This is a genomic window from Simplicispira sp. GW247-4R2A (assembly GCF_059424465.1).
The window spans coordinates 110,936-137,164 of the sequence record NZ_JBWKZM010000004.1 but is presented as its reverse complement, the minus strand read 5'-3'; the positions used below and the strand labels follow the sequence as shown (position 1 = coordinate 137,164).

Here is a 26,229-nt window from a genome sequence, read left to right as displayed (position 1 = left end):
CGCGCGGCCCGACAAAGGACAACAGGCCCGAATCTTCCCGTTCCCCGCTTTCTGCGGATGGCTTTGCCTTTGGCGCCTGGCGCTGTTTGCACGCTGCGTGGGCTGACGCATGACTGAGGGTGCGCTTTACAGGCATGTGAAGGTATGTAACTATGGAGTAGTTCGCATTCAGCCGCCATGTCCACTCCCACTCCCTCAGAAATGTCCGAGCTGCGAGCACTCACCGAACGCCTGGGTGACGTGCTGCGATCGGCACGGCTCGGGGCATGGATGGTGGATTTCGAGCGCGGCGAGGTCCTGTTCGACCGCCTGTTTCTGGAGCTCCTCGGCGCCAGCCAGGATGACAGCCTCTGCCTGCCGGTGTCCGGCTGGCAGGCGCTGGTGCACCCAGACGACGCAACCCGCCAACACGACCTGTGGGACCAATGCCTGCGCGGCGGGCGTGAGCGCTATGCAATCGAGCACCGCCTGCAGCGGCGCGATGGCAGTTGGCTCGAGTGCGCCTTTCGCGCCACAGTGCAGGGACGCTCCCCCCAAGGTCTGGCGCAGCGGCTGGTGGGTTCGTACCAGGAATGCTGCTCAAGCCTGCACCGTCGCGAAAATTTGCAGGTGGCGGCCACCGTGTTCACGCATGCGCGCGAGGGCATCAGCATCACCGACCCCAAGGGCACGATCATTGACGTGAACCACGCGTTCACCCGCATTACGGGCTACCCGCGCGAAGAGATCATCGGCCAGAACCCGCGCATCCTTCAGTCAGGCCGGCAATCGCCCGAGTTTTACGCCGCCATGTGGAAAGCCATCACCCAGCAAGGCCACTGGTCAGGGGAGATGTGGAACCGGCGCAAGGACGGTTCGCTGTTCCTGGAGGTCGTGACCATCAGTGCCGTGCGCGATGACAACAAACGGCTGCAGCATTACGTCGCCGTGTTCAGCGATGTCACGCAGGCACGCGAGACCGAGCAGCGGCTCGAAGGCCTTGCCCATTTTGACGTCCTCACGGAGCTGCCCAACCGCGTGCTCATGTTTGACCGCCTGCGCCAATGCATGGCGCGGTGCCAGCGCCGCTCGTCGTACCTGGCCGTGGCGCTTCTCGATCTCGACGGCTTCAAGGCCATCAACGACCGGTATGGCCATGCAACCGGCGACCAGCTGCTCATCGCCCTGGCCCGCCGCATGGCGGAAGCCCTGCGCGAAGGCGATACCCTGGCGCGCATTGGCGGCGACGAATTCGTCGTGGTGATGGCCGATCTCGAGCAGCCGCAAGATTTCGGCCCGGTGGTGGAGCGCCTGCTGCACGCCGCCAGCGAGCCCGTGCCGCTGGGCCGCGACACCTTGCAGGTCTCGGCCAGCATTGGCGTCACGCTGTACCCACGCGATGCGGTGGACGCCGAACAGCTGCTGCGCCACGCCGACCACGCCATGTACCAGGCGAAACAGGCGGGCAAGAACCGTCTGGCCATTTTTGATGTGGCCCACGATGCCGCCCAGGCAAGCCAGCGCCAGAACCTGCAGGACATTCGCACCGCCCTGGAACGCAGCGAATTCGAGCTGCATTACCAGCCGAAGGTCAACCTGCGTACGGGTGAGGTGGTTGGCGCCGAGGCGCTGATACGCTGGCAACACCCGGAGCGCGGTCTTCTTGCTCCCGCGCTTTTTCTGCCCGCTATTGAAAACCACATACTGGACACCTTCGTGGGCGAATGGGTGATTGCGACGGCCCTGGCGCAAATGTCACGCTGGCATGCAGAGGGATTGAGGCTCAAGGTGAGCGTCAACGTCGGCGCCTACCAGTTGCTGGGAGATGGCTTCGCAGAACGGCTGGAGCAATTGCTGCACACCCAGCCCGACGTGGCGCCCGAGTGCCTGGAGCTTGAAATCCTGGAAAGCAGCGCCCTGGCCGATATAGCGAAAATATCCCACTTGATGCGCCGCTGCCAGGCCATGGGTGTGCGCTTTGCGCTCGACGACTTCGGCACCGGGTTTTCCTCGCTCACCTACATGCGCCGCCTGCCCGCGCAGGTCATCAAGATCGACCAGAGCTTCGTGCGCGGCATCCTGGGAGATGCTGACGACATCTACATCGTGCAAGGCGTCATCGGTCTGGCCAAAGCCTTCCGCCGTGAGGTGATCGCCGAGGGCGTGGAAACCATGGAGCACGGCGACGTGCTGCTGTCGCTGGGTTGCGAACTGGCCCAGGGCTATGGCATTGCCCGGCCCATGCCTGCCTCTGCCGTGCCCGAGTGGACCCGCACCTGGCGCGCAGCACACCCGGTATAGCGGTTTAGAACGTGTTCACAAACTTAGGACGGGAAATCGGACCGCCTCACGCGGCCACAGGCCTGCGCGCCGAGCGCGCCGCCACCCCCACCCCCACCATGCCCGCAGACGACACGCCCAGCACCAGCGCGAGCGCCGCGCCATAGAACACAGCGCTGGTCATGCCCCGGTCGAGCAACGCACCGAAGACCGGCGCCGCCACGGAAAAACCCAAATCCAGGCCGGAGTACACCGTGCCGTAGACACGCCCCGTGGCACCCGGCGGCGCAGCGCGCTTGATCAACATGTCGCGCGACGGCCCGGCAACGCCCGTGCCGGCGCCCGCGATGGCGGCCACCCACAGCGCCGCCACGCCCGGCAACCAGCCCGTGCCCACCAGCGCCAGCAGCACCGCACCGGCGCACATGGCGACGGCAATGGTGCGCTCCAGACGCTCGACGCGCGAGACCAGGAAGCCCCCCACCACCATCCCGGCCGCCCCAAACAGCATGTAGCCGGTAATGACCAGGGCCGTCAGATCGAGCGGCAGGCCATACATCCTCCCAAGCGCAGGGCTGGCGAAGCTCTGCATGGCGGCGAGCGCGCAGGTGCTGAAGAAAAAGAACGAAAAACACAGCCATACCGAGGGCAGGCGCAAAAACGCCATCGGGTGCTCGGGTTTGGCCTGCGCACCGCCCGCTGGCGTTGCATGGGCCCATTCGCCCTGGCTGTCGTCCACGGCATCGCGGTTCCACCACAGCACGGCGAGCACGAGAAGCGCCACACCGCAGGCGGCAAAGCACGCCATGCGCCAGGAGCCGCTGGCCGTGGCAATACCCGCCATGAACACCGGCGCAGCCGCCCAGCCGAGGTTGCCGGTAATGCCGTGCACCGCGAACGCGTGGCCCAGGCGCGCCTGCGAGACCCGTTTGTTCATGATGGTGAAATCCACCGGGTGGAACGAGGCATTGCCCAGGCCTGCGAGCGCCGCCGCCACGGCCAGGCCCAGATAGCCTGGCGCCAACGCAGCGGTAAGCGCGGCGGCGGCAAAACAGCCCACGGCGAAAAACAGCACCGGCCGTGCGCCCACCCGGTCCACCAGGAAACCCGCCGAGGCTTGCCCAACGGCCGAGATGACGAAAAACACCGTCACCAGCAGCCCAAGCTCGGAATAGTTGAGCGAAAAATCACTGATGAACCACGGGAACAGCGGCGGCAGCAGCATGTGAAAGAAATGCGAGGTCGCGTGCGCCATCCCGATCAGGCCAATGGTTTTGGCGTCCTGGTGCAGGGGCACGGCGGCCTGCGCGCGCGAAGTGGCGGTAGTCATGCGGCGATGGTAGGCTGGTGCAGAACGTCCGAATGGCGATAGTCTGCCAATTTCTGTTGCGATCATGCCAAGCACGCCCCTCCTCGCTGCCGCGGCCTCCCGACCGGTGGTCAGCTCCATCACGCCGCATTTGTTCGTACCGACAGCCGCACGGCCGGTCCGTGCCAAAGTGCGCCATCTGGCAGCGAACACCCAGGTTGCACCGCACAGCCACCCCTGGGCACAGGTCGCCATGGCCGACCGCGGCGTGATCCGGCTCGGTGTCGATGGCGGCAGCTACCTGGTGCCACCCTCGCATGCGCTGTGGATACCGCCTGGCATGGTGCACGCCGTCACTCTGGTGGACGACGCCGACCTGCGCACGCTTTACCTGTATGTGCCGCGCAGCCGCTGCGGGCCCGACGCCGCGCCGCTGGCACAGGCCGACGCCTGGCGCGGCGCGCGCATGCTCGAAGTCTCGCCCCTGCTGCGTGCGCTGGTCCGCGAGATGCCGACCGATGCAGACGACCAGCCGACGTTCACGGGGGCGTCAGGTCGTCGGCGTGAACGGCATCTCAGCGCCCTGATTCGCCAGGAGCTGGCACAAGCCCCCACGCGCCGCCTGGGCGTGGACCTGCCGCGCGACAAGCGCCTGCGCCAATTGTGCGAAGCCGTGCTCGCCGACCCGGCGCGCCATGACACGCTGGCCGCCTGGGCGCGGGACACTGGCGCCAGCCCGCGCACCGTGGCAAGGTTATTCCGGCAGGAACTGGCCACCAGCTTCACCCAGTGGCGCCAGCAGGTGGTCCTGGCGCAGGCCGTCTCGCTCGCCGCCCGCGAACTGTCGATCGCACAGATTGCCGCCGAGCTCGGCTACAGCCCGAGCGCCTTCAGCGCCATGGTGCGGCGCAGCGTGGGGCAGACGGCAGGACGATTTCTGGGCAAGGCGATGCGTGCTACGCAGGGCACAGAACCCTGAGTTCTTGCGGCCTCAGCACGCTGCCTTGCGTTGCGTCAACACCCAAACGTCCCACACTTCCAAAATATCCCTAAATAAATTGTGTATTTAACGGAGGACATGTTCATGAAGGCGCTCACCGATCTTTTTTCCACCGACTATGGCCTGATGAGCATCGTGGGGATCGCCATCATGGTGGTGGGCATCACCGGTTTTGCCTTGGTGGTGCGCCACAAAATGAACGAACCGCCACGCGACAAGCAGGCCTGATCCGGCCGCCCTGGCGCTCGACATCGCGTGAACACGCGAGCCTGCAACTTGACATTCATCAGGTCAAATTGGGCCACCACGCCCACGCTTTGTGCAAATAATGCGCTTTCACACGATTCGTATCGAATTGTGAGGGGCACCATGCAAAAGCTGATCGACAACCTGCGCCTGTCGCGCAAATTCCTGCTGGTGGGCGTGCTGGGACTCATCGCCCTTGCCCTGCCGATGTGGCTGGTGCTCTCGGGCGGCTTGACCGACATCGCGCGTTCTGAAAAAGCCCTCTCGGGCGTGGCGCCTGCGATTGCCGTCGTCCACACCGTGCAGTTGATGCAGCAGCACCGGGGCCAATCCGCCAATTTTCTCTCCGGCAGCGAGGAGGCACGCGCGCCACGTGAAGCACTGCTGGCGAGTTCTACCAAGGCACTGCAAGAGCAACTCAGCACGCTGCAGCGCTTTGGCGACGCAGCGTTGACGGCGCGGGCCGAGGCGGTGCAAAAGCGCTGGCTCGAGTTAGGAAAGGCGGTTGGCGAGCGCAGCCTGACCGTACCGGAGAGCTTTCGCCAACAATCCGCCGTGATTGACGAGCAGTTGGAAATTGTTTTGGCTCTGGTCGACCGCTCTGGCCTTACGCTGCATGTCCCCGCCAGCGCCTACTACCTGACGATGGCCGCCCTCGAACACCTGCCTCGTCTCACGGAGAGCCTGGGCCAGGCACGCGCCGTCGGCGCGGCGTTTCTGAATGCAAAGCAGGCCAACCCCAGCAGTCAGGCGCAGGCCGCCGCGCTGGTACAGGGCGCGCGCGTGGCCGCGCGGCAGGCGCAAGAAGCCCTGGCGCTGGCCATGGCGAACGACCCTCTGGCGCGGCGCACCTTGGCCGAACCCGCTGCAGGTGCACAAAAGGCCGCCGACGCGGCCCTGGCGCTGGTTACCCAGAAAATCGTCGAAGCCTCGTCCTTCGACACGCCGAGCAAAGACTACATCGCCACCCTCACGGGGTACATCGACGCCCAGGCCAATTTGCTCGACCAAGCCATGCAGGTCATGTCGGCGCAAGTCTCCAGCCGGGCTTCCGACACGCGCCGCCTATTGCTGGAGGTCTTGCTGATTTCATTGGCCACTGCGGTACTGGCGGGCATGGTGCTGTGGCTGGTGCGCCGCAGCACAACGCGCTCGGTCGAGCGGGCCTTGGCACTGGCCCAGCGTATCGCGGCAGGTGACTTGGCTTCCGACGCAACCCCTGCGAGCCAGGATGAAATGGGCCAGTTGCTGGCGGCACTCAACAGCATGAACGCCAGCCTGCGCGGCATCGTCTCCGCCGTGCGCACCAGCAGCGACAGCATTGCCACGGGCGCCAGCCAGGTCGCCGCCGGGAGCCTCGACCTGTCGCAACGTACCGAAGAGCAGGCCGCCAACCTGGAAGAGACTGCTGCCTCCATGGAGCAGTTGACCAGCACCGTGCAAAGCAATGCCGACGTGGCCCACCAAGCCGCCCAACTGGCGCAGACGGCGAGCGAAGTGGCGGCGCGCGGCGGTGAGGTCGTGGGCGACGTGGTCACGACCATGGACGAGATCAATACGGCGTCGCGCCGCATCGGTGACATCATTGGCGTGATCGACGGGATCGCCTTCCAGACCAATATTTTGGCGCTCAACGCTGCCGTCGAAGCCGCCCGCGCGGGCGAGCAAGGGCGCGGTTTTGCCGTGGTGGCAAGCGAGGTGCGCAGCCTCGCCGGCCGCAGCGCCGAAGCGGCACGCGAAATCAAGGCCTTGATCGCCGACAGCGTGAGCAAAGTCGACGCCGGCGGCAAACTGGTACACCAGGCGGGCAGCACCATCCAGGACATCGTCACCCAAGTGAAGCAGGTCAGCGAGCTGATCAGCAGCATCAGCCTGGCAACGGCGGAGCAGACACAAGGCATCGCACAGATGAGCGCGGCCGTCGATCAACTCGACCAGGTGACACAGCAGAACGCCGCCTTGGTGGAAGAATCGTCTGCCGCCGCCGACAACCTCAACCACCACGCGCAAGAACTGGTGACGGCCGTCGGCGTATTCCGGCTGGGAAGCATGGCACCCGCAGCCGCTCGGACCTTGTCCGCTGCCGCTCCCGCGAAGCCCCTCGCGCGGCAGGCACTGGCGCACAACCCGTAATTTCAAGGTTTTTAGCCCTCTAGCGCTTATGCAGAAAGCGCTAGAAGCTATTATTCTGGAAGCGCTTTTGCCTCCTGCCCAAGCGGGCCACGGGCCAACCCGCTATCGTGATGGCGCATGAACGCAGCGCAGGACCGCCCCAGGCAAGCCGCGCACCGCGGTGCGCAGCACGGAGGTTACCCAGTGAGCCCCACGACGCCCAACACCCATTTCTACGAACCGCGCCTCGGCCACGGCCTGCCGCACGACCCGTTCAATGCCATCGTCGGGCCGCGCCCGATTGGCTGGATATCGAGCTGCGCGCCAGACGGCACCGCCAACCTCGCGCCCTACAGCTTCTTCAACGCCTTCAACTACACCCCGCCCATCATCGGCTTTGCCAGCATTGAGGCGAAAGACACGCTGCGCAACGTGCGCGCCAGCGGTGAATTCGTCTGGAACCTGGCCACCCGGCCGCTGGCCGAGGCGATGAACGCGAGCAGCGCATCGGTCCCGCCCGAGGTGGACGAATTCGCCCTCGCCGGGCTCGATCGCCTGCCCTCGCGGCTGGTGCGCCCGCCGCGCGTGGCACGCTCGCCGGTGCATTTCGAATGCCGCGTGAGCCAGATCGTGCAACTGCAATCGGCCCAGGGCGTTGCCGTGGACACCTGGCTGGTGCTGGGCGAAGTGGTGGCCGTGCACATCGACCGCGCGCTGCTGCCGGGCGGCGTGTACGACACCGCCGCCGCCCAGCCCATCCTGCGCGGCGGCGGCGCGGCGGATTATTTTTCGATTGGCAAAGAGCAGCTCTTTCGCATGAAGCGCCCCCGGTGAAGGCAGCCCTCAGCGCAGGCGCTACGGAAATGGCCGCTCACTCTGGCGCTGCCACACCCGCGCACAGCCCCTTGCCTGGCGCACGCGCCCACTGCTCCAGCCAGGCCCACACCTGCTGCACGCCGTCGTGCCCAGGACGTTGCAAGCCATGGTCGGCACCGGGCAGTGTGCGGGCGCAGTAAGGGGCAGCACGCCCCCGTGCCAGTGCACGAAAGCGCTGGTACGCCGCCTGCGGCAGCAGGGCATCTTGCGCTCCCCACACCTGCAGCAGCGGCCAGGGAGCGGCGAGCAAAGGCTGCTCCAGCGGCCATTGCCAGAGTTCGCGCCAATAGCGCAGGCTGCGGCCCTCGCGCACGGCCGCGCCCGCAAGCGGGCCGGCTTGGGCACGCTCCAGTACCTGCAGCCGAGCGGTGGCACCTTGCCGCTGCGCTTGCAGCGCCAAGGCTGCCCTGGGGTCGAGGCCGCTGGAGCCGATCAGCACAAGGCCCGCCAGGTGGGGCACCTCGGGCGCCAGCGCGGGCAAAAGTTCTGCGCCTTCCGAAATGCCGATCAGCAGCTGCGGCAGGGGCGACTCACCCACCCGGGTCCGCGCGTCTGCGCGCAGTGCGGCGATGGCATGGGCGCGCCAGGCCCCCAGGCCATCCGCCTGTACGAAGGCGGCAGAACACCGATCGGCAGGCGTGCTGGCGTCCGGATCGACCCAGGGCTTGTGCAGCACCAGCACCTGGGCATGCAGCAGGCCGGCAAAGTAGCGGTCAGCGAGTGGCGCCATGCCGGCGCAGCCGGAACCGGGCACCACGATGACGCGGTAGCGCACCGGCATGGCGCGCGCAGGGCGCTCCAGGGCCATGAGCGTGAGGCCATCGGCTGCGGGCAGTTGCCGGGTATGAAATGCGCTGGCGGTAGCGGGTTCCACGGCAGCGGGCGGGGTGCCATTCCCGCGCTCCGATGCTGGCACCGTGCACCCGCACAGGGCGGCACTGGCCAAAGCAAGCGCCGCCCGACCGCCACGCACAAAGGCCCGCACGGGGCGGGCCTGGAGCGCTGCGGGCGACGGGCCCATGCCGTCTCTTTCAGACGCCCAATCGCCGTTCACTTCAGGATGATGACCTGCTCCGGCGGGGCTTCCCGCATCGGCTCACCGCCCTGCTGCATGGGCATGGGCTGGCCCCGGCGCACGCCGCGCGAAAGCTTGGCGTCGGTGTAGCCCAACTGCCCAGCCAGTTGCTGGTACACGTCCTGGGCCAGGCTGAGCGAGGTCTCTTTCATGACCTTGGAGCGGTTCGGCGGCGCGATGTCGCCCCGGTTCGACAGGATCTTGGTGTCGTTGCCCTCGCCCTGGGCCGAGAACGCCGCCTTGATCTCGTAGGTCTTGGTGTCGATCAGCGAGAAGTCGGCCAGCAATTGCAGGCCATACTGGCGCGTGGCGCTGCTGGTGCCCTGCAGGGGCGAGAGCGCGTCGGTGAAGTCGATGCTGGAGACCACGCCAAACAGCACGTAGTCGGCGCCCTTGAACTCGCCCTTCTTGAGGCGGGCGATGACGTTGGTCACGTCGTTCTGGCGCACGGGCTTGGCCATCTTGCCGCCCTGCACCTGGTTGAGCACCTGCTCGGCTTTCGAGTTTTGCGGCGCACCAGCGTCAAAACCCCGGCCTTGCACCAGCTTGAAATAGGTGCCCTGCAGGATGGCGCCCTTGATGTCGTTGGTGTAGCCGCCGAGCTCGCGCATTTCGATGTAGCTGTAGCGCCCGGCCACGTAGGTGCCGCTGGCCTGCTCGGAAGCTTGCATGGACTGCTGGCCCGAGTACGAGCCCGAACCGCCGTAGGGCCCGTGGCTGTAGCCACCGCCCTGGCTGCCCTGCGCGCTCATCTGGCTGCTGCGCTGGTACTGGCCGGCCATGAAGTATTCGGATACTTGCTGGGCGTAGGCCAGATCGGTGACCGCAATGCGCGGCGCCGCGTTCTGCGCGTGGGCGCTAGCGCCCCAGGCCAGCGCGGTGGCGGCCAGCACGGACAGCGCTGCGTTCAGAGTGGTTCTGCGTTGCATGGTAGGGCTCCTTGTGAGCTGACTGGACTTCTTGGGTGGATCAGGCGATGCAAGCGATTTCGGCCGCATCGCACAAAACTGGCGCGGCGCACACCAGCGGCCGCCGCGCAAGGGCCGCCCCGCCGCGCTGGCGGCGTCCCCCCTCCAGGGGGGGGGGAAGGCGCGAAGCGACGCAGGGGGTTACCTCTGACTTGTTTTGCGAATTTCTTTTTCGTCTTCCCATTCGATGGTGCCCTCTTCCACGTCGAAGAGCTTGAGCGTGAACTTGTAGTACACGTCCTTGGTCGAGGCGCTCTGCTTGACGATGCTGGTCAGCTCGCCTTCCAGGCTGTATTTGGCCGCGGTCATGTTGCCGATCTTGGCCGTGCTGCTTTGCTTGTACAGGCCGCTCTGGTTCTGGCGCTGCAGCTCATCCACGCCAGACTGCATCTCACGGATAGAGCGCACGAAGCGCACCTTGCCGGACTTGACCAGCGCGGTCTGGATGGAGCTCATCACGTTGGTGGTGTCGATGTACTCGCTGGTCTTGTTCTTCACCGTGGAGATGGTCACCGTGGGGCGGCCCTGGAAGATGCCGGTTTCCAGCAGGCTGCCGGTCATCTTCTCGGCGATCATCTGCAGGTCGGACGAACCAAACTCGTTGGTCACCAGTTCCACGCCCTTGGCGTCGCCATAGTTGACCTGGCGGTCAAAGCGGATCACGGGGGACGAGAGGTTCTGGCAACCAGCCAGCAGCAACGTGGCGGTGGCCAGGCCCAGGGCAAGGTGGCGGCTGAAAAATGCGGTCATGGTGTTTCTCCTGCAAGGCGCTGCGTTCAGCGCGTTTCTACGTTCATTTCGATGCGGAAATCCTGCGCGGCACTGGTCGGGGCCACGCTTTTCACGGTCTGCTGGCCCAGACCCAGCACGGCCATTTGCTTCCACGATTCGCCGTCACCCACCTGATTGCCGACGTTGTCGAGCCAGCGGAAGCGGTAAAACACGGTGCGGTCGCTGCGGCCCATGTTGGCCATGTCGGCCTGCACGACGAGCACATCGTTCTTGCGCACGATGCGGATCTCGCGCACGGCGATGTTGTTGGCTTCACCCCGCAGCGCAACTTTGGCGGCCACGGCAATCGGTGTGGCCGGGTCGTGCATCTGCGCCAGGGCGGCGCCTGAGAGCGCCAGGAAAGCGGCGCTGGCGGCGAGAAGGGTGCGTGTGTTCATGCGCGGGCTCCTTGGGTTGGCTTGAGAGTGGCGTTGCCCGTTACTGCGCGGCGCTGGCGGCTGCGGGTTTGCTGGTGCGGCGTTTTTTCGCCTTCTGCGGTTTGGCGGGCGTGTCGGGCGCAGGCGCTGCGGCGGCGGGTGTGGGCGGCGCGGCGGACACAGCGGCCAGGCTGCCGATGGTGGCCACCTTGCCCATCAGCACGGTGTTGTGGTACAGGCGCATGGGCACCAGCGCGTACTGGCCGTCGATCTGTACCGGCTCGGGCAGGGGGCGGCCATTGACGCTCAGTTGGTGCGTGCCCGGTGGCAAGTAGCCGCGCGCCACGTAGACCCGGCCGGGCAGCATGCGCCACATGCGGTCATCGGCCTGCTCGGTGGTCACCGAGGCCACGGCGCCGATAAGCCCGCCCAGCAGGCCTCCGTTCTTTTGCAGCTGGTCCTGCAGCACGCCCTTGGCCACCGCGCGGGTGACCCCGCGCAGCACCATGCCGGGCATTTCGTCCTTCAAGGCGCGGCGTGCCATGACGTTCACGTCGACAATCTTTTCCAGCTTGAAGTCGTAGCCGGCGGCGGAGATCTGGCCAAGAGGCGCATCGGTGGAAGGCTCGATGACCGGGTAGGAAATACTCACCGTGACCATGCCGCGCCCGGTCGGCACGGGCAGCGTGAACGCCTTGGGCTTGCGCGCTGGCGCGTCGCCCGCCTCGACCAGGAACAGCACGTCGGTCATGCGCTGGCGGCGCTTCCAGGTGAAGCTGGTGCGGCTGTCCAGGCCGCGCAGGCCTTCTTCGAGCACCGCCGTTTCGGGCTTGAGCTCAATGGCCTTGCGGTAGCCCGGCGCGGCCAGGCCCGATTCGCCCAGCACCTCGTACAGAAAACCTGCGAGGTAGTGCGAGAGGGCGTTCGAATACCCGTTCTTGAGCGCCAGCACTTCGGGGTCGTTGAGCGTTTCCACCGGGTAGCCGTTCAGTTCCTTGCCGCCAGACTGCGCGCCCTTGGCCTTGGCTTCTTCTTCTGCGGCCAGCGTCTCCTTGGCGCGGAACTCGGCAATCACCGCTTCGCGCTCGTGCGTGCGCTTGATGTCGACACGCGCGTTGTCCAGGTCGCCCACGGCGACGCGATTGAGCGCCAGCGTGGTGGTGAGCCAGACCTTTTCATAGTCCTGGCCTTCGTAGACTTTGAGGCGCTCGCTGACCAGGGCCGCGCCCACCGTGCCCATCAGCTTTTGCGGGTCGGTCTTGGCGGCTTCTTCCCAGGCCTTGACACGGTTGTCGGCCAGCAGAAAGGCGTTGGTGCTGTCGTCGTAGCGCTGGTCCATGCGCAGCAATTCGCCGCGTTCGAGGTTGTAGAGCAGCTCGGTTCGCTCGGCTTCGGTGGTGGCGGAAGCCTCCAGGCGCGAGAGCGCCGCGGGGATGCCGCCGTTGTTGCCGGCGGTCTGCATTTCGGTCGCCAGCTTGTCGTGGCTTTGCATGTTGGCGCAGCCGGCCAGCGCCAGGGCGAGCGCCAACGGGGCCAGGGCGCGGGCGCGCGAGGGTCGTGAAAAAGCCATGGGTTCCTCCGATTTTGTTGTCTATCCAGAGGTGATCCACGGCTGCGCAACGGGCACTGCCTTCCTCCTCCTTCTTCTTCTTGGGGCGCGCTTGCTTGCACGCTCTCCGCCTTTTTGCTGCCCCCAGTACGCCGCTGCGGGACCAGCCGCGAGAATGTAGCAAATACCGGGGCTACCGTCCGAAGTATCCGCGTGCGCGGTGGCTTGAAATTTGTTCCCGCGCACGATCTGGCGCCGCAGCGTGCGATTTTTCACGCTGCGCGATGCAATAAAGCCACACCGTGCGGTCGCCAGGGAGTTGCAGCGTGGCGTCGGGCACCACCTCGGGCACGGCAAACTCCAGGCTGACGAGCCACGTCCCAACTTCCATCTCGGCCTGGGCCTTGACGAGGGCGCGCGCCATGCTCTCGGGCCGCTGGAACAGGTAGACAAGCGCGTAGCTGGCCCAGTCCGCCGCCCAGAGATCGCCCCGGCGCACATAGGCCCAGGGGCAGCGCCAGGCGCACAGCATCTGCAGCAGGCGGCTGCGCTCGATGCCCTCCAGGTGCGCCTTTGGATAGGCTTGGCGCAGGGCGATAAGCCCATCACCCAGCCCGCAGCCAGCGTCGAACAGGCGCGCGCCCTCGTGCAATGGCACGGTCGTGCCCAGATCGGACAGTGCACCATGCGGCGTGGGGAACAGGGGCGCGTCGCGCCAGGCGCCCAGTGGATAAACGAGCAGCAAGAGCGCCAGCGGTGCCAGCCAGACCCAGGGCGCCACGCTGGCGGTACCCGAGAGCAGCAGCGCCAGCGGAAAACCCGCCGCCAAGAGAGTGCGGCGCCACCAACTGCCCGCCAGCGGGCTGGCCACCACCGGCAGCACGCACGCCAGCAGCAGCGCCCAGCCGGACGGCAGGACGCGCGCCAGCAACCCATAGGCCAGCCACGCCGCCCCCCAGACCAGCAGGGCCGGCAGCGGCCAGGGAAAGCGCGGCATGGCGTCGCCGGGATGGGGAATCAGTCCCCGCGCAAACGCTCGATCAGGCCGTTGAGCGCGTCGAGCGAGCCAAAGGAGATCGCCAGCTCACCCATTTCCTCTACCCGGCCGGCGCGCTTGACGCGCTTTTTGACGCGCACCTCCACCTCGGCCGTCAGCAGGTCGGACAACTCATCTTCCACGCGCTTGATGTCGCGCGATTTCTCTTTTTTGGGCTTTTGTGGCACCAGGTTGAAATCGGCGCCGATGCGCCGCACCAGCGATTCGGCCTCGCGCACCGAGAGCTTCTTGGCCGTGATCTGGTTGCCGGCCGTGATTTGCGCCGTGCGGTCGAGCGAGAGCAGCGCCCTGGCATGGCCCATGTCGATGTCGCCGGCCATCAGCATGGTCTGCACCGGCTCGGCCAGGTTCAAGAGGCGCAGCAGGTTGGACGCGGCCGAGCGCGAGCGCCCTACCGCCTGCGCCGCCTGCTCATGCGTCAGGCCAAACTCCTTGACCAGGCGCGAGAGGCCTTGCGCCTCTTCCAGCGGGTTCAGGTCTTCGCGCTGGATGTTCTCGATCAGCGCCATGGCCGCGGCGGCCTCGTCGGGGACGTCCCGCACCAGCACGGGAATGCTGTCCAGGCCCGCGAGGTGGGCGGCGCGGAAACGCCGCTCGCCGGCGATGATTTCGTACTGGCCGGCGTTCTCACCCGCACTCAGGCGCCGCACCAGCACCGGCTGCATGATGCCCTGCGCCTTGATGGATTCGGCCAGCTCGTACAGCGCGCCCTCATCCATCCGGGTGCGCGGCTGGTACATGCCGGGCACCAGAGCCGATAGCGGCAGGCTGCTGGGTGCGCCTTCGGCCGGCTCGGTGTTGACGCGTTCTGCCACTTTCGGTCCGAGCAGCGCTTCGAGGCCGCGGCCCAGGCCTTTGGGTTTCTTGGTGACCATGGTGGTGTTCAATCTTTCATCAATGCATGCAGCAGCGACAGGCCTTCAGGCCACGCGCCGAGGCCGGATTCCGCGTTGAGGTGGCCGCGCTCGCCCAGATCGACAAACCGCGCCCCCCAAGCCTGCGCCAATGCCTGGGCACGTTCAAAGCGGCAGTACGGGTCGTTGCGGCTACCCACGAGCACGGCAGGAAACGGCAGCGGCTGGCGGGCAATGGGCGCCCAGCCGGGCAGTTGCGCGGCAACATCGGGCTGTTCGACGTCGCCTGGCGCCACCAGCAGCACGCCACGCACCTGCTGCGTGTGCTGCGAATGCGCCGCCCACCAGGCGGTCAGGATGCAGCCCAGGCTGTGTGCCACCAGCACCACCGGCCCGTCGGTGTCCACCACCACCTCATCAAGCCGCGCGCTCCAGTCGCCGCGCAGCGGGTGCATCCAATCGTGCTGCTCAACCCGCCGGTAGCCGTGCGCCGCCTCCCACAGGGTCTGCCAATGGCCGGCGCCGGAGCCTTGCCAGCCCGGAAGAATGAGAACGTGATCGGGCGACATACGCTTCTATTTAGATAGCTGCCTGCGCTTATGGACAAAGCGCTAGAGGCCTATTTGGCTGCTATTTTTTCCTTGGTGGCCGGCGCCAGGCGCTGTACGCGCTCGACCATCTCCCGGGCGAACTCCACGAAGGCCAGGCTGCCCTTGGCGGCAGGGTCGAACACCACGCCGGGCAAGCCGTAGCTGGGCGCCTCGGCAAGGCGCACATTGCGCGGGATCACGGTGTCGAACACCTTGTCGCCAAAGTGGCCGCGCAATTGCTCGCTCACCTGGCTTTGCAGCGTGATGCGCGGATCGAACATGACGCGCAGCAGACCAATGATCTGCAGGTCCGGGTTGAGGTTGGCGTGCACCTGTTTGATGGTGTTGACCAGATCTGTCAGGCCTTCGAGTGCGAAGTATTCGCATTGCATGGGCACGATGACGCCATGCGCGCTGCACAGGCCGTTGAGGGTGAGCATGGAGAGCGAGGGCGGGCAATCGATGAGCACGAAATCGTAGTCGGCATCAATTTCGGCCAACGCTGTCTTGAGGCGTTTTTCGCGCCGCTCAACGTCCACCAGCTCGACTTCAGCGCCCGCCAGCTCACGGTTGGCGCCCAACACCTGGTAGCCGCATTTCTCCGCCAGTACCGCTGCCTCGCTCACCGAGGCGGATTCCAGCAGCACGTCGTACACCGTGAGCGCCAGCTTGCGCTTGTCCACACCCGAACCCATGGTGGCATTGCCCTGCGGGTCCAGGTCCACCAGCAGCACACGCTGGCCGATGCGCGCCAGGCCTGCGGCCAGGTTGACCGAGGTGGTGGTTTTGCCAACCCCGCCCTTCTGGTTGGCGATGCAGAAAATGCGGGCCATCAGCGAACTCCTGCGGGTAACGCAGAGATGACTTGAAAATTCACAACAGCCGACATGGCATCTCCGCAGCAGGCAAAGAGGTTGAGTTTACGCGAGCGCCGCTGCTGCGGCCCCATTCGGATGGCTGTGCGGACGCATCCAGACAATGCAGCGCTCTGCGTCCAGCCCCGGAACGACAAGAGGTTCCACGTGAAACACCTCCACGCCCGCAGGCAGCGCCGCCAGTTCATCTTGCGGGAGCTTGCCTTTCATGGCCAGCCAGACGCCCTGGGGCGCGAGTGCCGCATGCGACCACTGCGTGAAATCCTTGAGCGAGGCAAAGGCCCGACTGCTGACCACATCAAACGGCCCGGCGAGCGATTCGACCCGAGCATGAATGCCGTGCAGGCCCGGCAGCCGCAAAGCCGCCGCCGCCTGCTGAATGAACGCGGCCTTCTTGGCCACGGTGTCCACGCAGTAGACCGCAAGCTGCGGCAAACAGATGGCGAACACCACGCCTGGCAAGCCGCCGCCCGAACCCACATCCAGAAGACGTGGCGCTTCTCTTCCCTGCCCCGCAAGCTCGCGCTGGAGCGCCGGCACAGCCGCCAGACTGTCGAGCAAGTGGTGCGTCAACATCTCACCAGGCTCGCGCACCGCCGTCAGGTTGTAAACCCGGTTCCACTTTTGCAGCAGCGCCTGAAACGCCAACAATTGGTCAATTTGAGGCTCGGTCAACGACAGGCCGAGCGCCCGCACACCCGCCTCCAGGCCTTGGCGCAACGCGCCGGTCACGCAGAGGCTCCGGCATCCACAGCGATGTACTCCTTGAGGCCGCCCTTTTTCAAATGCACCAGCAGCAGCGAAATGCTGGCCGGTGTAATGCCGGGAATGCGCGATGCCTGCCCCAGGGTTTCCGGGCGGTGCGCGTTCAGCTTTTGCCGCGCCTCGATGCTCAGCGCCGTCACCTGTAGGTAGTCGATGGCATCCGGCAGGCGCAGCTGCTCGAAATGGGAAGCGCGCTCCACATCGCCCTTTTGCCGATCGATGTAGCCCGAATACTTGGCCGCAATCTCCACCTGCTCGCGCACGGGGTCAAACAGATCGCCCAAGGTTTCACGTGAAACATCGGCGCTGACGAAGCGCCCACCATCCATGCCGGTCAAGTCCTGGTGCGACACCCCCGGCCGGCGCAGCAGCTCAAACAAGTTGTACTCATGCTCGATGGCCTTGCCCAGCACCCGCTCCGATTCGCCGGCAGCCAGGTTGCGCGGATTGACCCAGGTGTCCTTTAGGCGCTGGGTTTCGCGCACCACCGCTTCGCGTTTGCGGCTGAAGGACTCCCAGCGTGCGTCGTCCACCAAACCCATCTGGCGCCCCACTTCGGTGAGCCGCATGTCGGCATTGTCTTCGCGCAGCTGCAGGCGGAACTCGGCGCGGCTGGTGAACATGCGGTAGGGCTCGGTCACACCTTGCGTGATGAGGTCGTCCACCAGCACACCCAGGTAAGCCACATCGCGCCCAGGCAGCCAGGGCGCTTCACCCCGGCACGCCAGGGCGGCGTTGATCCCAGCGAACAGCCCTTGCGCGGCGGCCTCTTCGTAGCCGGTCGTGCCGTTGATCTGGCCGGCAAAGTACAGGCCGGCAATCTGCCGCGTCTCGAAGCTGCTCTTGAGAGAGCGCGGGTCGAAGTAGTCGTATTCGATCGCATAGCCGGGCCGCAGGATGTGCGCGTTTTCCAGGCCCTCCATGCTGCGCACCAAGGCCAGTTGAATGTCAAAAGGCAGCGAAGTCGAAATGCCGTTGGGGTAGAACTCGTGCGTGCTCAAACCTTCGGGTTCGAGAAAAATCTGGTGGCTGTCCTTGCCCGCAAAACGGTTGATCTTGTCTTCCACACTGGGGCAATAGCGCGGGCCAACGCCCTCGATCTTGCCGGTGAACATGGGGCTGCGGTCGAACCCCGAGCGGATGATCTCGTGCGTGCGCAGGTTGGTGTGCGTGATCCAGCACGGCATCTGGCGCGGGTGCATGGCAGCGCCCCCATGGGCATGGGCCATGAAACTGAACACCGGCACGGCGCCCTCGTTCACCCCTCCCGGCATGCCGTCGCCCGGCTGCTCCTCGCAGCGGGAAAAGTCGATGCTGCGCCCGTCAATGCGCGGTGGCGTACCGGTCTTCAAACGCGCCTGCGGCAGTTGCAGCTCCTTGAGCCGGCTTGAGAGGCTGGTGGCCGGCGGGTCGCCCGCGCGCCCGGCGGCATAGCTGTTCAGGCCCACATGGATCTTGCCATCCAGAAAGGTGCCTGCCGTCAGCACCACCGTGCGGCCGCGAAACTTCACGCCTACCTGTGTCACGGCGCCCACTACGCGGTCGCCCTCCACCATCAAATCGTCCACCGCCTGCTGGAACAGCCAGAGATTGGGCTGGTTCTCGATCATGCGGCGAATCGCCGCCTTGTAGAGCACACGGTCGGCCTGTGCGCGGGTGGCGCGCACGGCAGGGCCTTTGCTGGAGTTGAGAATGCGAAACTGAATGCCGGACTCGTCCGTGGCCAGCGCCATGGCGCCGCCCAGCGCATCGACCTCTTTCACCAGGTGGCCCTTGCCGATGCCGCCGATGGAGGGGTTGCAGCTCATCTGCCCCAGCGTCTCGATGTTGTGTGTGAGCAGCAGCGTGCGCGCGCCCATGCGCGCGGCGGCAAGCGCGGCCTCGGTTCCGGCGTGGCCGCCGCCGACCACAATGACATCAAATTCCTGGGGGTACAACATGGAAACGCTCCGGGGCTCTGGTGCCCCTGGGTCAAAAAACAGCACGTGCGGTGCGGATGCCGGTACGGGCTAACCCGCAATTTTCCCACTTTGCCGCGTCGGACGTGCGCTGCAGGTGATCAGACCCATCCCGGCGACGCTGTTCCACGTGAAACACCCAACGCGCCGGCACGGGAATCCGTTCCAAACCACGGTGCATTCAAGAACCATCGCGCCTTGCCGCTGTGCCTATGCTCCAATCGCGGCCATGAAAACTCTCGTCTTCGCGGGCAGCACCCGCCAACAATCGTTCAACCGCCGTCTGGCCCGCGAAGCCGCCGCCATGGCCAAGGCCGCAGGCAGTGAGGTGACGCTGCTGGAACTGGCCGAGCTCGACATCCCCATGTACAACGCCGACCTCGAAGCGCGCGGCACACCTGCCGATGTGCTGCGGCTCAAGCGCCTGCTGTGGGAGCACCCGGCGTGGATCGTCTGCTCGCCCGAGTACAACGGAAGCTACACCGCCCTGTTGAAGAACACCATCGACTGGGCTTCCAGCCCGGTGGTCGGCGACCCCGAATGGACCGACGGCGTGAAACCCTTTCGCGGCAAGGTGGTCGGCATCCTCAGTGCGTCCAATGGCCGCTTGGGTGGGCTGCGCTCACAAAGCCACCTGGCGCCGCTGTTGCTCAATCTCGAATGCTGGCTGGCCCCGCGCGCCTACGCCCTTGCCGGCGCCGCCAGCGCCTTTGACGACCAAGGCACGCTCACCGATGCGGCGCACCAAAGCGGCGTGCGGGGCGTGGTCGAGCAGGTGCTGTGGGCGGCCAAGCGCCTGCACGGCGAGCCCGCGGTGTGAAGCAGAAAAATATTGCGAAAAACGCTCTTGGCGCATAACAGGCAAGCGCTACCAGCTATGCCTGCGATAGCAGATGCAAGCTGCCGGCCTGGCTGCGGAGCGTGCTGCACGGCGCCGTCCATCTCCAGCGCCATCCCCGGAATGCCGCTGGGAAAGCCAGCGGGCGTGCCTTGCGTGCAACTGGACGCCGATCTGCGCTGCCGTCTCTTTGGCCGGCCCGACCGCCCCGCCGTCTGCGCCAGCCTGCGGCCAGAGCCGGCCATGTGCGGCAGCGACCGCAGCCAGGCGATGGTGTTTCTCACCCGGCTCGAAGCCCTGACAGCCCCATTCCTCAACCCAGCAGCAGCGGCACCCAGTGGTTGATCAGCGCCCCGCCCGCCAGCAACCAGGCAAACAGGATCAGCGCCAACAGCAGCGGCTTGGCGCCCGCCTTGCGGATCGCGCTGAAGTGCGTTGAAAGGCCGAGCGCCGCCATCGCCATGGCGAGCAAACCGGTGTCGATGCCCGTAGCCGCCGCCGTGGCGCTTGCCGGCAGCCATTGCAGGGAGTTCAGCAGCACCACGGCCACAAAGCCAAAGGCAAACCAGGGCACGGTGATCTTGGCCTTGGCACCCTTGCCCGGTGCGCGTGGCCCCGCAGGACGCTCCGCATCACGCGCCAGCCAGCCCGAGAGCAGCAGCAGGAAGGGCGCCAGCATCATCACCCGCACCATCTTGGCGATAACCGCCGTATCGGCCGCCTCGGGGCTGATGGAGCGCGCCGCCGCCACCACCTGCGCCACTTCGTGAATGGTCGAGCCGGCATACAGGCCAAAGCCCCGGGCACCGCCACCGATCACACCCCAATGCTGGTTCAAATCGAACAGCACCGGGTACAGAAAGATGGAGAGCGTGCCAAACACCACCACGGTCGCCACCGCCACCGTCACCTGCTCGGCGCGCGCCTTGACGACCGGCTCGGCCGCCATCACCGCCGCCGCACCGCAGATCGCACTGCCGGCGCCAATCATCATGGCGCTCTGGCGGTCCAGGCCCAGCCAGCGCGTGCCCACCCAGCAGGCCAGCAGAAAGGTCGAGCCCAATACCAGCGCATCCACCACCACCCCGGCAAGCCCCACATGGCCGATGTCCTGCACCGTCAGCCGCAGGCCATACAGAATGATGCCCAGGCGCAGCAGGTTCTGTTTGGACACAGTCACGCCCGGGCCGCTGGCGGCAGCAAAGCGGGGGTACACCGTGTTGCCCACCAGCATGCCCAGCACGATGGCCAGCGTCAGCGCGCTCAGGCCGTGTGCCGCCAGCCACTCGATGCGGCCCAGCGCCATGCCGGCGCCGGCCAGCGCGGCGCTCAGCACCAGCCCAGGAAGCAGCCGGCGCCAGTCCGGTACGTGAGGAAGCCGCAAAGCCCCCTGGAGAGCGGCAGACGGAGCGTCCGCACGCACGGTCAGATCGGTAGAAGAAGCCATGCCGCGCAGTGTGCGTAGCGGCATACTTCCTGTCCAACGGGTTATTTACATATGATCTAGCTGTTATACCGATAGAACGCCGCACCCCATGGATGTCCTTCGCCTGACGCTGCGCCAGTTGCAGATCTTTGTCGCCGTCGCGCAGACCGGCAGCACCACCGCCGCCAGCCACGCGGCAGCGCTCTCGCAGTCGGCCACCAGCGCAGCCGTGAATGAGCTGGAGCGCCTGCTTTCCCTGCAGCTCTTTGACCGCACCGGCAGGCGCCTGCTCCTCAACGACAACGGCCGCGCGCTGCTGCCGCGCGCGCTGCACATGCTCGAAAACGCGTCCGAAATCGAGCGCATGGCACGCGATGCGGACCAGCAATTGCAGTCGCTGCGCATCGGCGCCAGCACCACCTTGGGCAACCATGTGCTGCCCGCCCTGCTGGCCCGATTCTTCGGCAGCAGCCCGGCCGCGGCGCCGCACTGGGAATCCAGCGTGGCCATTGGCAATACCGAAGACATCTGCGCGCAAGTCGCGGCCTTTTCCCTGGATGTTGGCCTCGTCGAAGGCCATTGCCACCACCCCCAGCTTGACGCGCGCCCCTGGCTGCACGACGAACTGGTGCTCGTCGCCGCGCCCAGCGGTGCCCAAGGGCTGGACCCGTGCGACCCCACCAGCCTGGAGCAATTGCGCGCAGCCGTCTGGCTGCTGCGCGAGAGCGGCTCGGGCACGCGCGAAACCGGCGACCTCGCCATCCTGCCCCAACTGCACGCCTACCGCCGCGTGATCGAACTGGGCAGCTCGGAAGCCATCCGGCAAGCCGCCGCCGCAGGCCTGGGCATTGCCTGCCTCTCGCGCTGGGTGGTGCACGACGCTCTGCGCGAGGGGCGGCTGGTGGAGCTGATGACCCCGCTACCTCCTATTCAGCGCCAGTGCTTTTGCGTGCTGAGGCGGGGGAAGCCGTTCACGCCAGCATTGGCGCAATTTCTGACGCTGCTGGGATTGGAGGACGAACATGCGGCTCAGCCACCGGCGCCTCAGACTCCCTCCAGCACCCGCGCCAACGCTGCGCCACCCTCCCCGTGAAGGCATCGATGCAGAAGAGATGCAGCCACCCGTTCTCCACCAATTCGCGTACGGTGGCATGCTCGGACAGCACCGACTCGATGGCTGCGCGCGGCGCTTCGATGTACACGCTCAGCCGCAGCGGTGTGTGGCGCAGCTGCTGACCGTCGTGCAACGACTGCAGCGGCAGTCCAATGCGCAAGTCTCCGCCGTTGCCCTCAAACACGCCAATGTGGCCACCCACCACGTTGTGCAGAAGCTTGTTGCCGCACCCGTAGCGCGTGTTGTCCACGGTCGAGGCGTGGTACTGGAGGTTGATCCAGTTAGTGACCACCATGGGCGCAGTCATGATGAGCGTGAGCACCTTGTTCTCGGGATCCAGCGCATGGTCGTAGTCGTGCAAAAAGCTCCTACCAGCCAGATTCATATTCCGGCTGCGCGCGCGCGGTGCCACGATAAATGAGGCGTTGTTGGCCAGGCCCCATTCCGGGCGCACCTGAGACCAGTCGTTGGCGCGCTCACGTACCGCCTGGTGCAGCGCTGCTGGTCGTGTGACCAGCTTGCCCAGACCCAGACTCTCTGCACGCTCGCCCCGAGCGCTCACGCCAGCTTGGTCCAACGCCGACTTCAGCGCCACGAGCGAGCCCGCCAACGGCGCCGGGACGTCCTGCGTGTCGAACAGCACCAGGTCGTCGGTCGTCGTGTTGTGGACTCCAGGCACAAAGTGGGTGTCTGCCGGTATCGCAATACCGCGCACCGCAAGCTCCGCGCGCAGCGCGGGCCGGTTGAGCAAGTCGGCCAGCACCCGGGCGTTCACTTCGCCGCTTTGCCCTCCGCAGGCCCCGCAATCCAGGCCTGAAGCATGGGCATTGTTGGCGCTTTGACTGCCGTGGCCGGCGACAAGCACCAGCGGCGCAAAGTTTTTCACCAAGCCCATGGCGGTCAGAATGCCCTGCGCGAGCGCTGCCGCAGCCTGAATCCCGTCATCCCCCTCCGCCAGGCTCGGCCGCAAGTGTTTCGCCGCACCGCCGGGCAAGCCGGTGTCTTCCCAACGCGCTGCCGGCGCGTCGGACGCCAAACTGCTGCTCAGCAGCTTGCCGCCATACAGCAAACCCAAACTCTCGACAAAGCTAAAAGCCGACGACGGTGCTGCGCGGAATGCGGCCCAGCGATCGCTCCAGTGCAGCGCCTCTTTGCGCTTGGCTGCCAGCACTTGGGCCAAGTGGGGACCTTGCGCCGTGCCACTCGCTGCCGCCAAGCCGCTGGCTTTGACCGACTCCGTCACTTGCAGCGTGGGCGAAAGCAACCCGGGAAGCTGGGGCCGTGTAAGCGCGCTGCCCAGTGGCTGGTACGCCATCGGCAGGCCGAAGAACCCGGCGAACCCCAGCGTCTGGGCGCCGGGCTCGGCCGCCTCCAGCGCTCGCCGAAACACTTCCGAGCGCACGTCGATGCAGAACACGGCCTGAAATTTTGGCGTTTTGGCGCCGTCAAATGCGCTCGCAGGCGTTGGCCGAGTCAAGCCGGCGATGGTTTCCTGCTGCTGGGCAATTTCAAGCGCGTGCTGCAGCAGCCAGTCGATGCGCTGGGCGGCCGCCAGCGCCTCGGCAGCAGCATCGGCCTGCGCCCATGCAGCCGTCCAATAGGCTGGGCGTGTCTCAAGCTCTGCATCGCTGTGCAGCAGCCATTCCCATGCAAGACGGATCGCCAACAAATGCTCAATTTGCTCGTCGTCGCCTCCGGCCAGGCGGGCTTGCCAACGCTGGTAAGCGCACCATGCCGCCCAGCCGCCAAGAGACAGCAGCACCGCGGTGAGATAAGCCTGCTGGCCCTGCGGCGCAATGCCCAGCCCTTCCAGCGAATTGGCGATGCTGGCGCGCGGCTCGCTGGGCAGCTGTGCAAGGCGCGCATGCAGAGCGCTGCGTCCTTGACGCCAAGGCAAACCATGGTCGTGCGCCAGTTGCTCGCGCCAACTGCCGTACAGCCCCTGGCTCCGGTCCAAGCCCCAGGCAGAACCCTGGTCGTCAAAGTAAGCCGCGCAGTGCTGGCTGACCTGATGGGTGATCAGCGCATTCCACGAAAGGCCAGGCCTCGGCGCGCCGGCTGCGTCGCGCAGATCGCTGATCAACGGCAAGCGGGCCAGATTTTTCGGATTCGGCTCGGCCCGCTCCAAGGCTTGCACCAAGTCGTTCACAAGCGCCGCTACTTGGACGCTTCGCTTGACGCCTGCTTCCCCGTCGTCCGCGCTTTCGCTGCCCAGCGCAGACACAGCGCAATCCGCTGCATGCTTCAGATGCCGATGCGTCAGCCGGCCCGCGGCCCACTCAGCTTGAAACCAGCTCCGGGACATCGTCAGTCGCGTTCCGGCCAGTGTGCCGAGGGTGCCCGCTGCGACTTCAATCGGCTGCCCTACCCAGCCCCAGTAGGGATTGACGGCGATAAACCGGTCCAGGGGCCAGGTGGGCGCCACCCTTGCGCATGCCGCTGCGATGTGCTGTTCCAGTGCGTCGGACACGGGGTTAGAAAGCTTAGCGGCGGTCATGTCTGCACTCCGGAAATGGTGGAAAGAGCGTTCGCAACAGGCAAGCCTTGCGCGTTGGGGCGCATCGGCCTTTTCGCCGGTGGCCACACACGAAAGGTCATGGCATTGAACGTCTCGTCAAGAAAAAAGCCGCCGTACAGCCACGGGTAAAGGCGCTGTGCCAATGGCGAGTGCGGCGCAATCCGAATCAGCGACTGCAGCCAGAAGAGCGCAGCAAAGGCCAAGGCGCCAAAGACGCACAGCCCCACCAGCGGCATCTGCACCGGCAAGCGCAACCAGGCGCCAGACAGCAGGTGCAAGCTGAAATAGCCCAGCGCCACGGCGAACGCCGCGAGCGCCAATACGGGCATCCGCCAGCCTTTGAGCGCGAGCGCGCTGCCATTGACGAGTGGCACCAGCGCCAGCGCCACGATGCCCGCCAGCACCCAAAGCGCAGGCGAGGCCAGCGCGCCCGGAACCCATGCGGTCACGATCGCCCCTGCCAGCAGCACCATGACGGCACCCAAGGCCATGCCCAACAGATTGCTTCCCCAGGTCTCCCGCTGGGCAGGCGCCATCTTGGTCACCATGGTCCGCTGCACCACCCCGTTGGCCGAGAGGAAGGCGTGGGCCTTGTAGAGCGAATGCGCAAGCAAATGCACCAGCGCCACGTCCCAGGCGCCCAGGCCGCACTGCATCAACATGAAGCCCATTTGAGCGCAGGTGGACCATGCCAGCATCACCTTGACACTGATACGCGTTGTCATCACCAGCGCGGCGAGCACTGCCGTGGTCGCGCCCACCAACACCAGCAGCGCCTGCGCCAGCGGAACCTGCTCCACCAGCGGCGCGAAGCGAATCAGCACGAAGCCACCCAGGTTGACGATGCCCGCATGCAGCAGTGCCGAGACCGGCGTGGGCGCTTCCATCACTTGAATGAGCCAACCGTGAAAGGGCAGTTGCGCACATTTCACAACTGCGGCCAGAGCCAGCAGCAGCATTGCCGCATGCGCAGCCAACGGCCACTGGGGCTGCATTGCGGCCAGCTTCAGCAACTCGTCGATGTGCAGCGTGCCAAAGGCCGCATACAGCAGCACCACCACGCCCGCCATGCACACATCGGCCAGCCGGGCGACGATGAACTTCTTGTGCGCGGCCACCAACGCTGCCGGCCGCTCATGGAAGAACACCAGCAAATGGTGCAGCGTCAGACTGGTGGCCATCCACGCCAGTGCCAGCACCAGCACATGGTTGGTGGCAATGACCACGCAGACGGTGGCCAGCGTGGCAAGCAACCAGCGCAGGTACTGCAACTCCCGTGGCTCGCCTTGCATGTAACGCCGCGAATAGCGCACGATGACCCAGCCCACAAAGGCCACCAACAGCAGCACCACCGCGCCCGGCGGGTCCGCGCGCTGGCCATAACCTGCACCCTGGTGTCCCAAAGCCACCATCACCAAGGCGCCCGACGCCAAAACCACCGCGGCGACAGCGCTGGCCCCCGCCATGCGCCAGGCAATGGCGGTGCGGCGGCCCACCAGCGCGGCCGCCAAACCCAACACCAGCGCGGGCGCCAGAACGAGTGCGGCCTGCCACAAGGGCAAGGCATGGGATGGCAATACGGCGGGCTCCATGGCGTTCTCCAGTCAAAGGTCAAGGGGGATGCATGGACTTTGCCGGCTTGCTTTCATTCTGTAAAATTCATTTTTTGATATATTTCGTTCTATTAAAAAG

Annotated in this window: 22 protein-coding genes and 1 pseudogene; 8 read left to right on the top strand and 15 right to left on the bottom strand. The window is 66.0% G+C overall.

Annotated elements, in window-relative coordinates:
* Positions 1 to 177 precede the first annotated feature (177 nt).
* Entirely contained in the window at positions 178 to 2,280 is a 2,103-nt protein-coding gene (locus AC07ZH_RS04685) for a putative bifunctional diguanylate cyclase/phosphodiesterase (RefSeq protein WP_495198763.1), read from the top strand.
* Positions 2,281 to 2,326: 46 nt separating this feature from the next.
* On the opposite strand, the gene AC07ZH_RS04680 is transcribed toward AC07ZH_RS04685, so the two are convergent.
* Positions 2,327 to 3,589: an MFS transporter gene (locus AC07ZH_RS04680; RefSeq protein ID WP_495198762.1), complete on the bottom strand. Its 1,263-nt coding sequence runs from the start codon at positions 3,587 to 3,589 to the stop codon at positions 2,327 to 2,329.
* A gap of 64 nt (positions 3,590 to 3,653) precedes the next feature.
* Between AC07ZH_RS04680 and AC07ZH_RS04675 the strand changes: the two genes are divergently transcribed.
* The 4 genes from AC07ZH_RS04675 (at position 3,654) to AC07ZH_RS04660 (ending at position 7,760) form a co-directional block, all read left to right on the top strand.
* Entirely contained in the window at positions 3,654 to 4,547 is an 894-nt protein-coding gene (locus tag AC07ZH_RS04675) for an AraC family transcriptional regulator (protein ID WP_495198761.1), read from the top strand.
* A 105-nt stretch (positions 4,548 to 4,652) separates the two neighbouring features.
* Positions 4,653 to 4,796 (top strand): DUF3149 domain-containing protein, encoded by a 144-nt coding sequence (locus tag AC07ZH_RS04670; RefSeq protein WP_119109889.1) that lies wholly within the window; start codon positions 4,653 to 4,655, stop codon positions 4,794 to 4,796.
* A 141-nt stretch (positions 4,797 to 4,937) separates the two neighbouring features.
* The gene (locus AC07ZH_RS04665) at positions 4,938 to 6,947 is read left to right on the top strand and encodes a methyl-accepting chemotaxis protein (RefSeq protein ID WP_495198760.1); all 2,010 of its coding nucleotides are present in this window, start codon (positions 4,938 to 4,940) and stop codon (positions 6,945 to 6,947) included.
* A gap of 183 nt (positions 6,948 to 7,130) precedes the next feature.
* Positions 7,131 to 7,760 (top strand): flavin reductase family protein, encoded by a 630-nt coding sequence (locus tag AC07ZH_RS04660; RefSeq protein ID WP_245960603.1) that lies wholly within the window; start codon positions 7,131 to 7,133, stop codon positions 7,758 to 7,760.
* A gap of 37 nt (positions 7,761 to 7,797) precedes the next feature.
* Here the strand turns inward: AC07ZH_RS04660 and AC07ZH_RS04655 are convergent, their stop codons facing one another.
* From AC07ZH_RS04655 to mnmG, 11 genes are all read right to left on the bottom strand, one after another.
* Positions 7,798 to 8,823 (bottom strand): alpha/beta hydrolase, encoded by a 1,026-nt coding sequence (locus AC07ZH_RS04655; RefSeq protein ID WP_495198759.1) that lies wholly within the window; start codon positions 8,821 to 8,823, stop codon positions 7,798 to 7,800.
* A gap of 29 nt (positions 8,824 to 8,852) precedes the next feature.
* A complete protein-coding gene (locus AC07ZH_RS04650; protein WP_495198758.1) occupies positions 8,853 to 9,806 on the bottom strand; it encodes a hypothetical protein in 954 nt (317 codons plus the stop codon).
* 180 nt (positions 9,807 to 9,986) lie between these two features.
* The gene (gene lpoB, locus AC07ZH_RS04645) at positions 9,987 to 10,595 is read right to left on the bottom strand and encodes a penicillin-binding protein activator LpoB (RefSeq protein WP_495198757.1); all 609 of its coding nucleotides are present in this window, start codon (positions 10,593 to 10,595) and stop codon (positions 9,987 to 9,989) included.
* 26 nt (positions 10,596 to 10,621) lie between these two features.
* Positions 10,622 to 11,014 carry a YcfL family putative periplasmic lipoprotein gene (locus AC07ZH_RS04640; RefSeq protein ID WP_495198756.1) on the bottom strand — a complete coding sequence of 131 codons (393 nt, stop codon included), beginning with the start codon at positions 11,012 to 11,014 and terminating at the stop codon, positions 10,622 to 10,624.
* Positions 11,015 to 11,054: 40 nt separating this feature from the next.
* Positions 11,055 to 12,563, bottom strand: a complete 1,509-nt coding sequence (locus AC07ZH_RS04635) for a COG3014 family protein (protein WP_495198755.1) — start codon at positions 12,561 to 12,563, stop codon at positions 11,055 to 11,057.
* Positions 12,564 to 12,735: 172 nt separating this feature from the next.
* Positions 12,736 to 13,539: a class I SAM-dependent methyltransferase gene (locus AC07ZH_RS04630; protein WP_495198754.1), complete on the bottom strand. Its 804-nt coding sequence runs from the start codon at positions 13,537 to 13,539 to the stop codon at positions 12,736 to 12,738.
* A gap of 20 nt (positions 13,540 to 13,559) precedes the next feature.
* The gene (locus AC07ZH_RS04625; protein WP_495198753.1) at positions 13,560 to 14,474 is read right to left on the bottom strand and encodes a ParB/RepB/Spo0J family partition protein; all 915 of its coding nucleotides are present in this window, start codon (positions 14,472 to 14,474) and stop codon (positions 13,560 to 13,562) included.
* Positions 14,475 to 14,482: 8 nt separating this feature from the next.
* Positions 14,483 to 15,022 carry an RBBP9/YdeN family alpha/beta hydrolase gene (locus tag AC07ZH_RS04620; protein WP_495198752.1) on the bottom strand — a complete coding sequence of 180 codons (540 nt, stop codon included), beginning with the start codon at positions 15,020 to 15,022 and terminating at the stop codon, positions 14,483 to 14,485.
* A gap of 50 nt (positions 15,023 to 15,072) precedes the next feature.
* The gene (locus tag AC07ZH_RS04615; protein ID WP_495198751.1) at positions 15,073 to 15,876 is read right to left on the bottom strand and encodes a ParA family protein; all 804 of its coding nucleotides are present in this window, start codon (positions 15,874 to 15,876) and stop codon (positions 15,073 to 15,075) included.
* Positions 15,877 to 15,963: 87 nt separating this feature from the next.
* The gene (rsmG, locus tag AC07ZH_RS04610) at positions 15,964 to 16,650 is read right to left on the bottom strand and encodes a 16S rRNA (guanine(527)-N(7))-methyltransferase RsmG (RefSeq protein ID WP_495198750.1); all 687 of its coding nucleotides are present in this window, start codon (positions 16,648 to 16,650) and stop codon (positions 15,964 to 15,966) included.
* Entirely contained in the window at positions 16,647 to 18,623 is a 1,977-nt protein-coding gene (gene mnmG / locus AC07ZH_RS04605; RefSeq protein WP_495198749.1) for a tRNA uridine-5-carboxymethylaminomethyl(34) synthesis enzyme MnmG, read from the bottom strand. The genes rsmG and mnmG overlap by 4 nt, the downstream gene beginning before the upstream one ends.
* Positions 18,624 to 18,870: 247 nt before the next feature.
* Between mnmG and AC07ZH_RS04600 the strand changes: the two genes are divergently transcribed.
* Both AC07ZH_RS04600 and AC07ZH_RS04595 read left to right on the top strand, forming a co-directional pair.
* Positions 18,871 to 19,461: an NADPH-dependent FMN reductase gene (locus AC07ZH_RS04600; protein WP_495198748.1), complete on the top strand. Its 591-nt coding sequence runs from the start codon at positions 18,871 to 18,873 to the stop codon at positions 19,459 to 19,461.
* Between the two features lie 57 nt (positions 19,462 to 19,518).
* Positions 19,519 to 19,824, top strand: coding sequence for a YkgJ family cysteine cluster protein (locus AC07ZH_RS04595; protein ID WP_119109706.1), 306 nt, complete (start codon positions 19,519 to 19,521; stop codon positions 19,822 to 19,824).
* Here AC07ZH_RS04595 and AC07ZH_RS04590 read toward each other — a convergent pair.
* Positions 19,793 to 20,926, bottom strand: a complete 1,134-nt coding sequence (locus tag AC07ZH_RS04590; protein WP_495198747.1) for a YeiH family protein — start codon at positions 20,924 to 20,926, stop codon at positions 19,793 to 19,795. The two genes, AC07ZH_RS04595 and AC07ZH_RS04590, sit on opposite strands and share 32 nt — an antisense overlap.
* A gap of 88 nt (positions 20,927 to 21,014) precedes the next feature.
* On the opposite strand from AC07ZH_RS04590, the gene AC07ZH_RS04585 reads away from it, so the two are divergent.
* Complete coding sequence (locus AC07ZH_RS04585; protein WP_495198746.1) at positions 21,015 to 21,998, top strand: LysR family transcriptional regulator; 984 nt, start codon at positions 21,015 to 21,017, stop codon at positions 21,996 to 21,998.
* Positions 21,999 to 22,032: 34 nt separating this feature from the next.
* On the opposite strand, the pseudogene AC07ZH_RS04580 reads toward AC07ZH_RS04585, so the two are convergent.
* Together AC07ZH_RS04580 and AC07ZH_RS04575 are read right to left on the bottom strand one after the other, a co-directional pair.
* A pseudogene (locus AC07ZH_RS04580) lies at positions 22,033 to 24,516 on the bottom strand (YbcC family protein); the annotation flags it as partial.
* A complete protein-coding gene (locus tag AC07ZH_RS04575) occupies positions 24,513 to 26,129 on the bottom strand; it encodes an NADH-quinone oxidoreductase subunit L (RefSeq protein WP_495198745.1) in 1,617 nt (538 codons plus the stop codon). The gene AC07ZH_RS04575 and the pseudogene AC07ZH_RS04580, both read right to left, overlap by 4 nt.
* Positions 26,130 to 26,229: the final 100 nt, after the last annotated feature.

What these genes read in the sequence shown, in the direction of transcription:
- AC07ZH_RS04630 (WP_495198754.1), bottom strand. Translation starts at nt 13,539, where the DNA reads ATGCCGCGCTTTCCCTGGCCGCTGCCGGCCCTGCTGGTCTGGGGGGCG.
- AC07ZH_RS04575 (WP_495198745.1), bottom strand. Translation starts at nt 26,129, where the DNA reads ATGGAGCCCGCCGTATTGCCATCCCATGCCTTGCCCTTGTGGCAGGCC.
- AC07ZH_RS04675 (WP_495198761.1), top strand. Translation starts at nt 3,654, where the DNA reads ATGCCAAGCACGCCCCTCCTCGCTGCCGCGGCCTCCCGACCGGTGGTC.
- AC07ZH_RS04665 (WP_495198760.1), top strand. Translation starts at nt 4,938, where the DNA reads ATGCAAAAGCTGATCGACAACCTGCGCCTGTCGCGCAAATTCCTGCTG.
- AC07ZH_RS04650 (WP_495198758.1), bottom strand. Translation starts at nt 9,806, where the DNA reads ATGCAACGCAGAACCACTCTGAACGCAGCGCTGTCCGTGCTGGCCGCC.
- AC07ZH_RS04625 (WP_495198753.1), bottom strand. Translation starts at nt 14,474, where the DNA reads ATGGTCACCAAGAAACCCAAAGGCCTGGGCCGCGGCCTCGAAGCGCTG.
- AC07ZH_RS04585 (WP_495198746.1), top strand. Translation starts at nt 21,015, where the DNA reads ATGGATGTCCTTCGCCTGACGCTGCGCCAGTTGCAGATCTTTGTCGCC.
- AC07ZH_RS04600 (WP_495198748.1), top strand. Translation starts at nt 18,871, where the DNA reads ATGAAAACTCTCGTCTTCGCGGGCAGCACCCGCCAACAATCGTTCAAC.
- AC07ZH_RS04590 (WP_495198747.1), bottom strand. Translation starts at nt 20,926, where the DNA reads ATGGCTTCTTCTACCGATCTGACCGTGCGTGCGGACGCTCCGTCTGCC.
- AC07ZH_RS04595 (WP_119109706.1), top strand. Translation starts at nt 19,519, where the DNA reads ATGCCTGCGATAGCAGATGCAAGCTGCCGGCCTGGCTGCGGAGCGTGC.
- mnmG (WP_495198749.1), bottom strand. Translation starts at nt 18,623, where the DNA reads ATGTTGTACCCCCAGGAATTTGATGTCATTGTGGTCGGCGGCGGCCAC.
- AC07ZH_RS04615 (WP_495198751.1), bottom strand. Translation starts at nt 15,876, where the DNA reads ATGGCCCGCATTTTCTGCATCGCCAACCAGAAGGGCGGGGTTGGCAAA.
- AC07ZH_RS04685 (WP_495198763.1), top strand. Translation starts at nt 178, where the DNA reads ATGTCCACTCCCACTCCCTCAGAAATGTCCGAGCTGCGAGCACTCACC.
- AC07ZH_RS04670 (WP_119109889.1), top strand. Translation starts at nt 4,653, where the DNA reads ATGAAGGCGCTCACCGATCTTTTTTCCACCGACTATGGCCTGATGAGC.
- lpoB (WP_495198757.1), bottom strand. Translation starts at nt 10,595, where the DNA reads ATGACCGCATTTTTCAGCCGCCACCTTGCCCTGGGCCTGGCCACCGCC.
- AC07ZH_RS04635 (WP_495198755.1), bottom strand. Translation starts at nt 12,563, where the DNA reads ATGGCTTTTTCACGACCCTCGCGCGCCCGCGCCCTGGCCCCGTTGGCG.
- AC07ZH_RS04655 (WP_495198759.1), bottom strand. Translation starts at nt 8,823, where the DNA reads ATGGGCCCGTCGCCCGCAGCGCTCCAGGCCCGCCCCGTGCGGGCCTTT.
- AC07ZH_RS04640 (WP_495198756.1), bottom strand. Translation starts at nt 11,014, where the DNA reads ATGAACACACGCACCCTTCTCGCCGCCAGCGCCGCTTTCCTGGCGCTC.
- AC07ZH_RS04620 (WP_495198752.1), bottom strand. Translation starts at nt 15,022, where the DNA reads ATGTCGCCCGATCACGTTCTCATTCTTCCGGGCTGGCAAGGCTCCGGC.
- AC07ZH_RS04680 (WP_495198762.1), bottom strand. Translation starts at nt 3,589, where the DNA reads ATGACTACCGCCACTTCGCGCGCGCAGGCCGCCGTGCCCCTGCACCAG.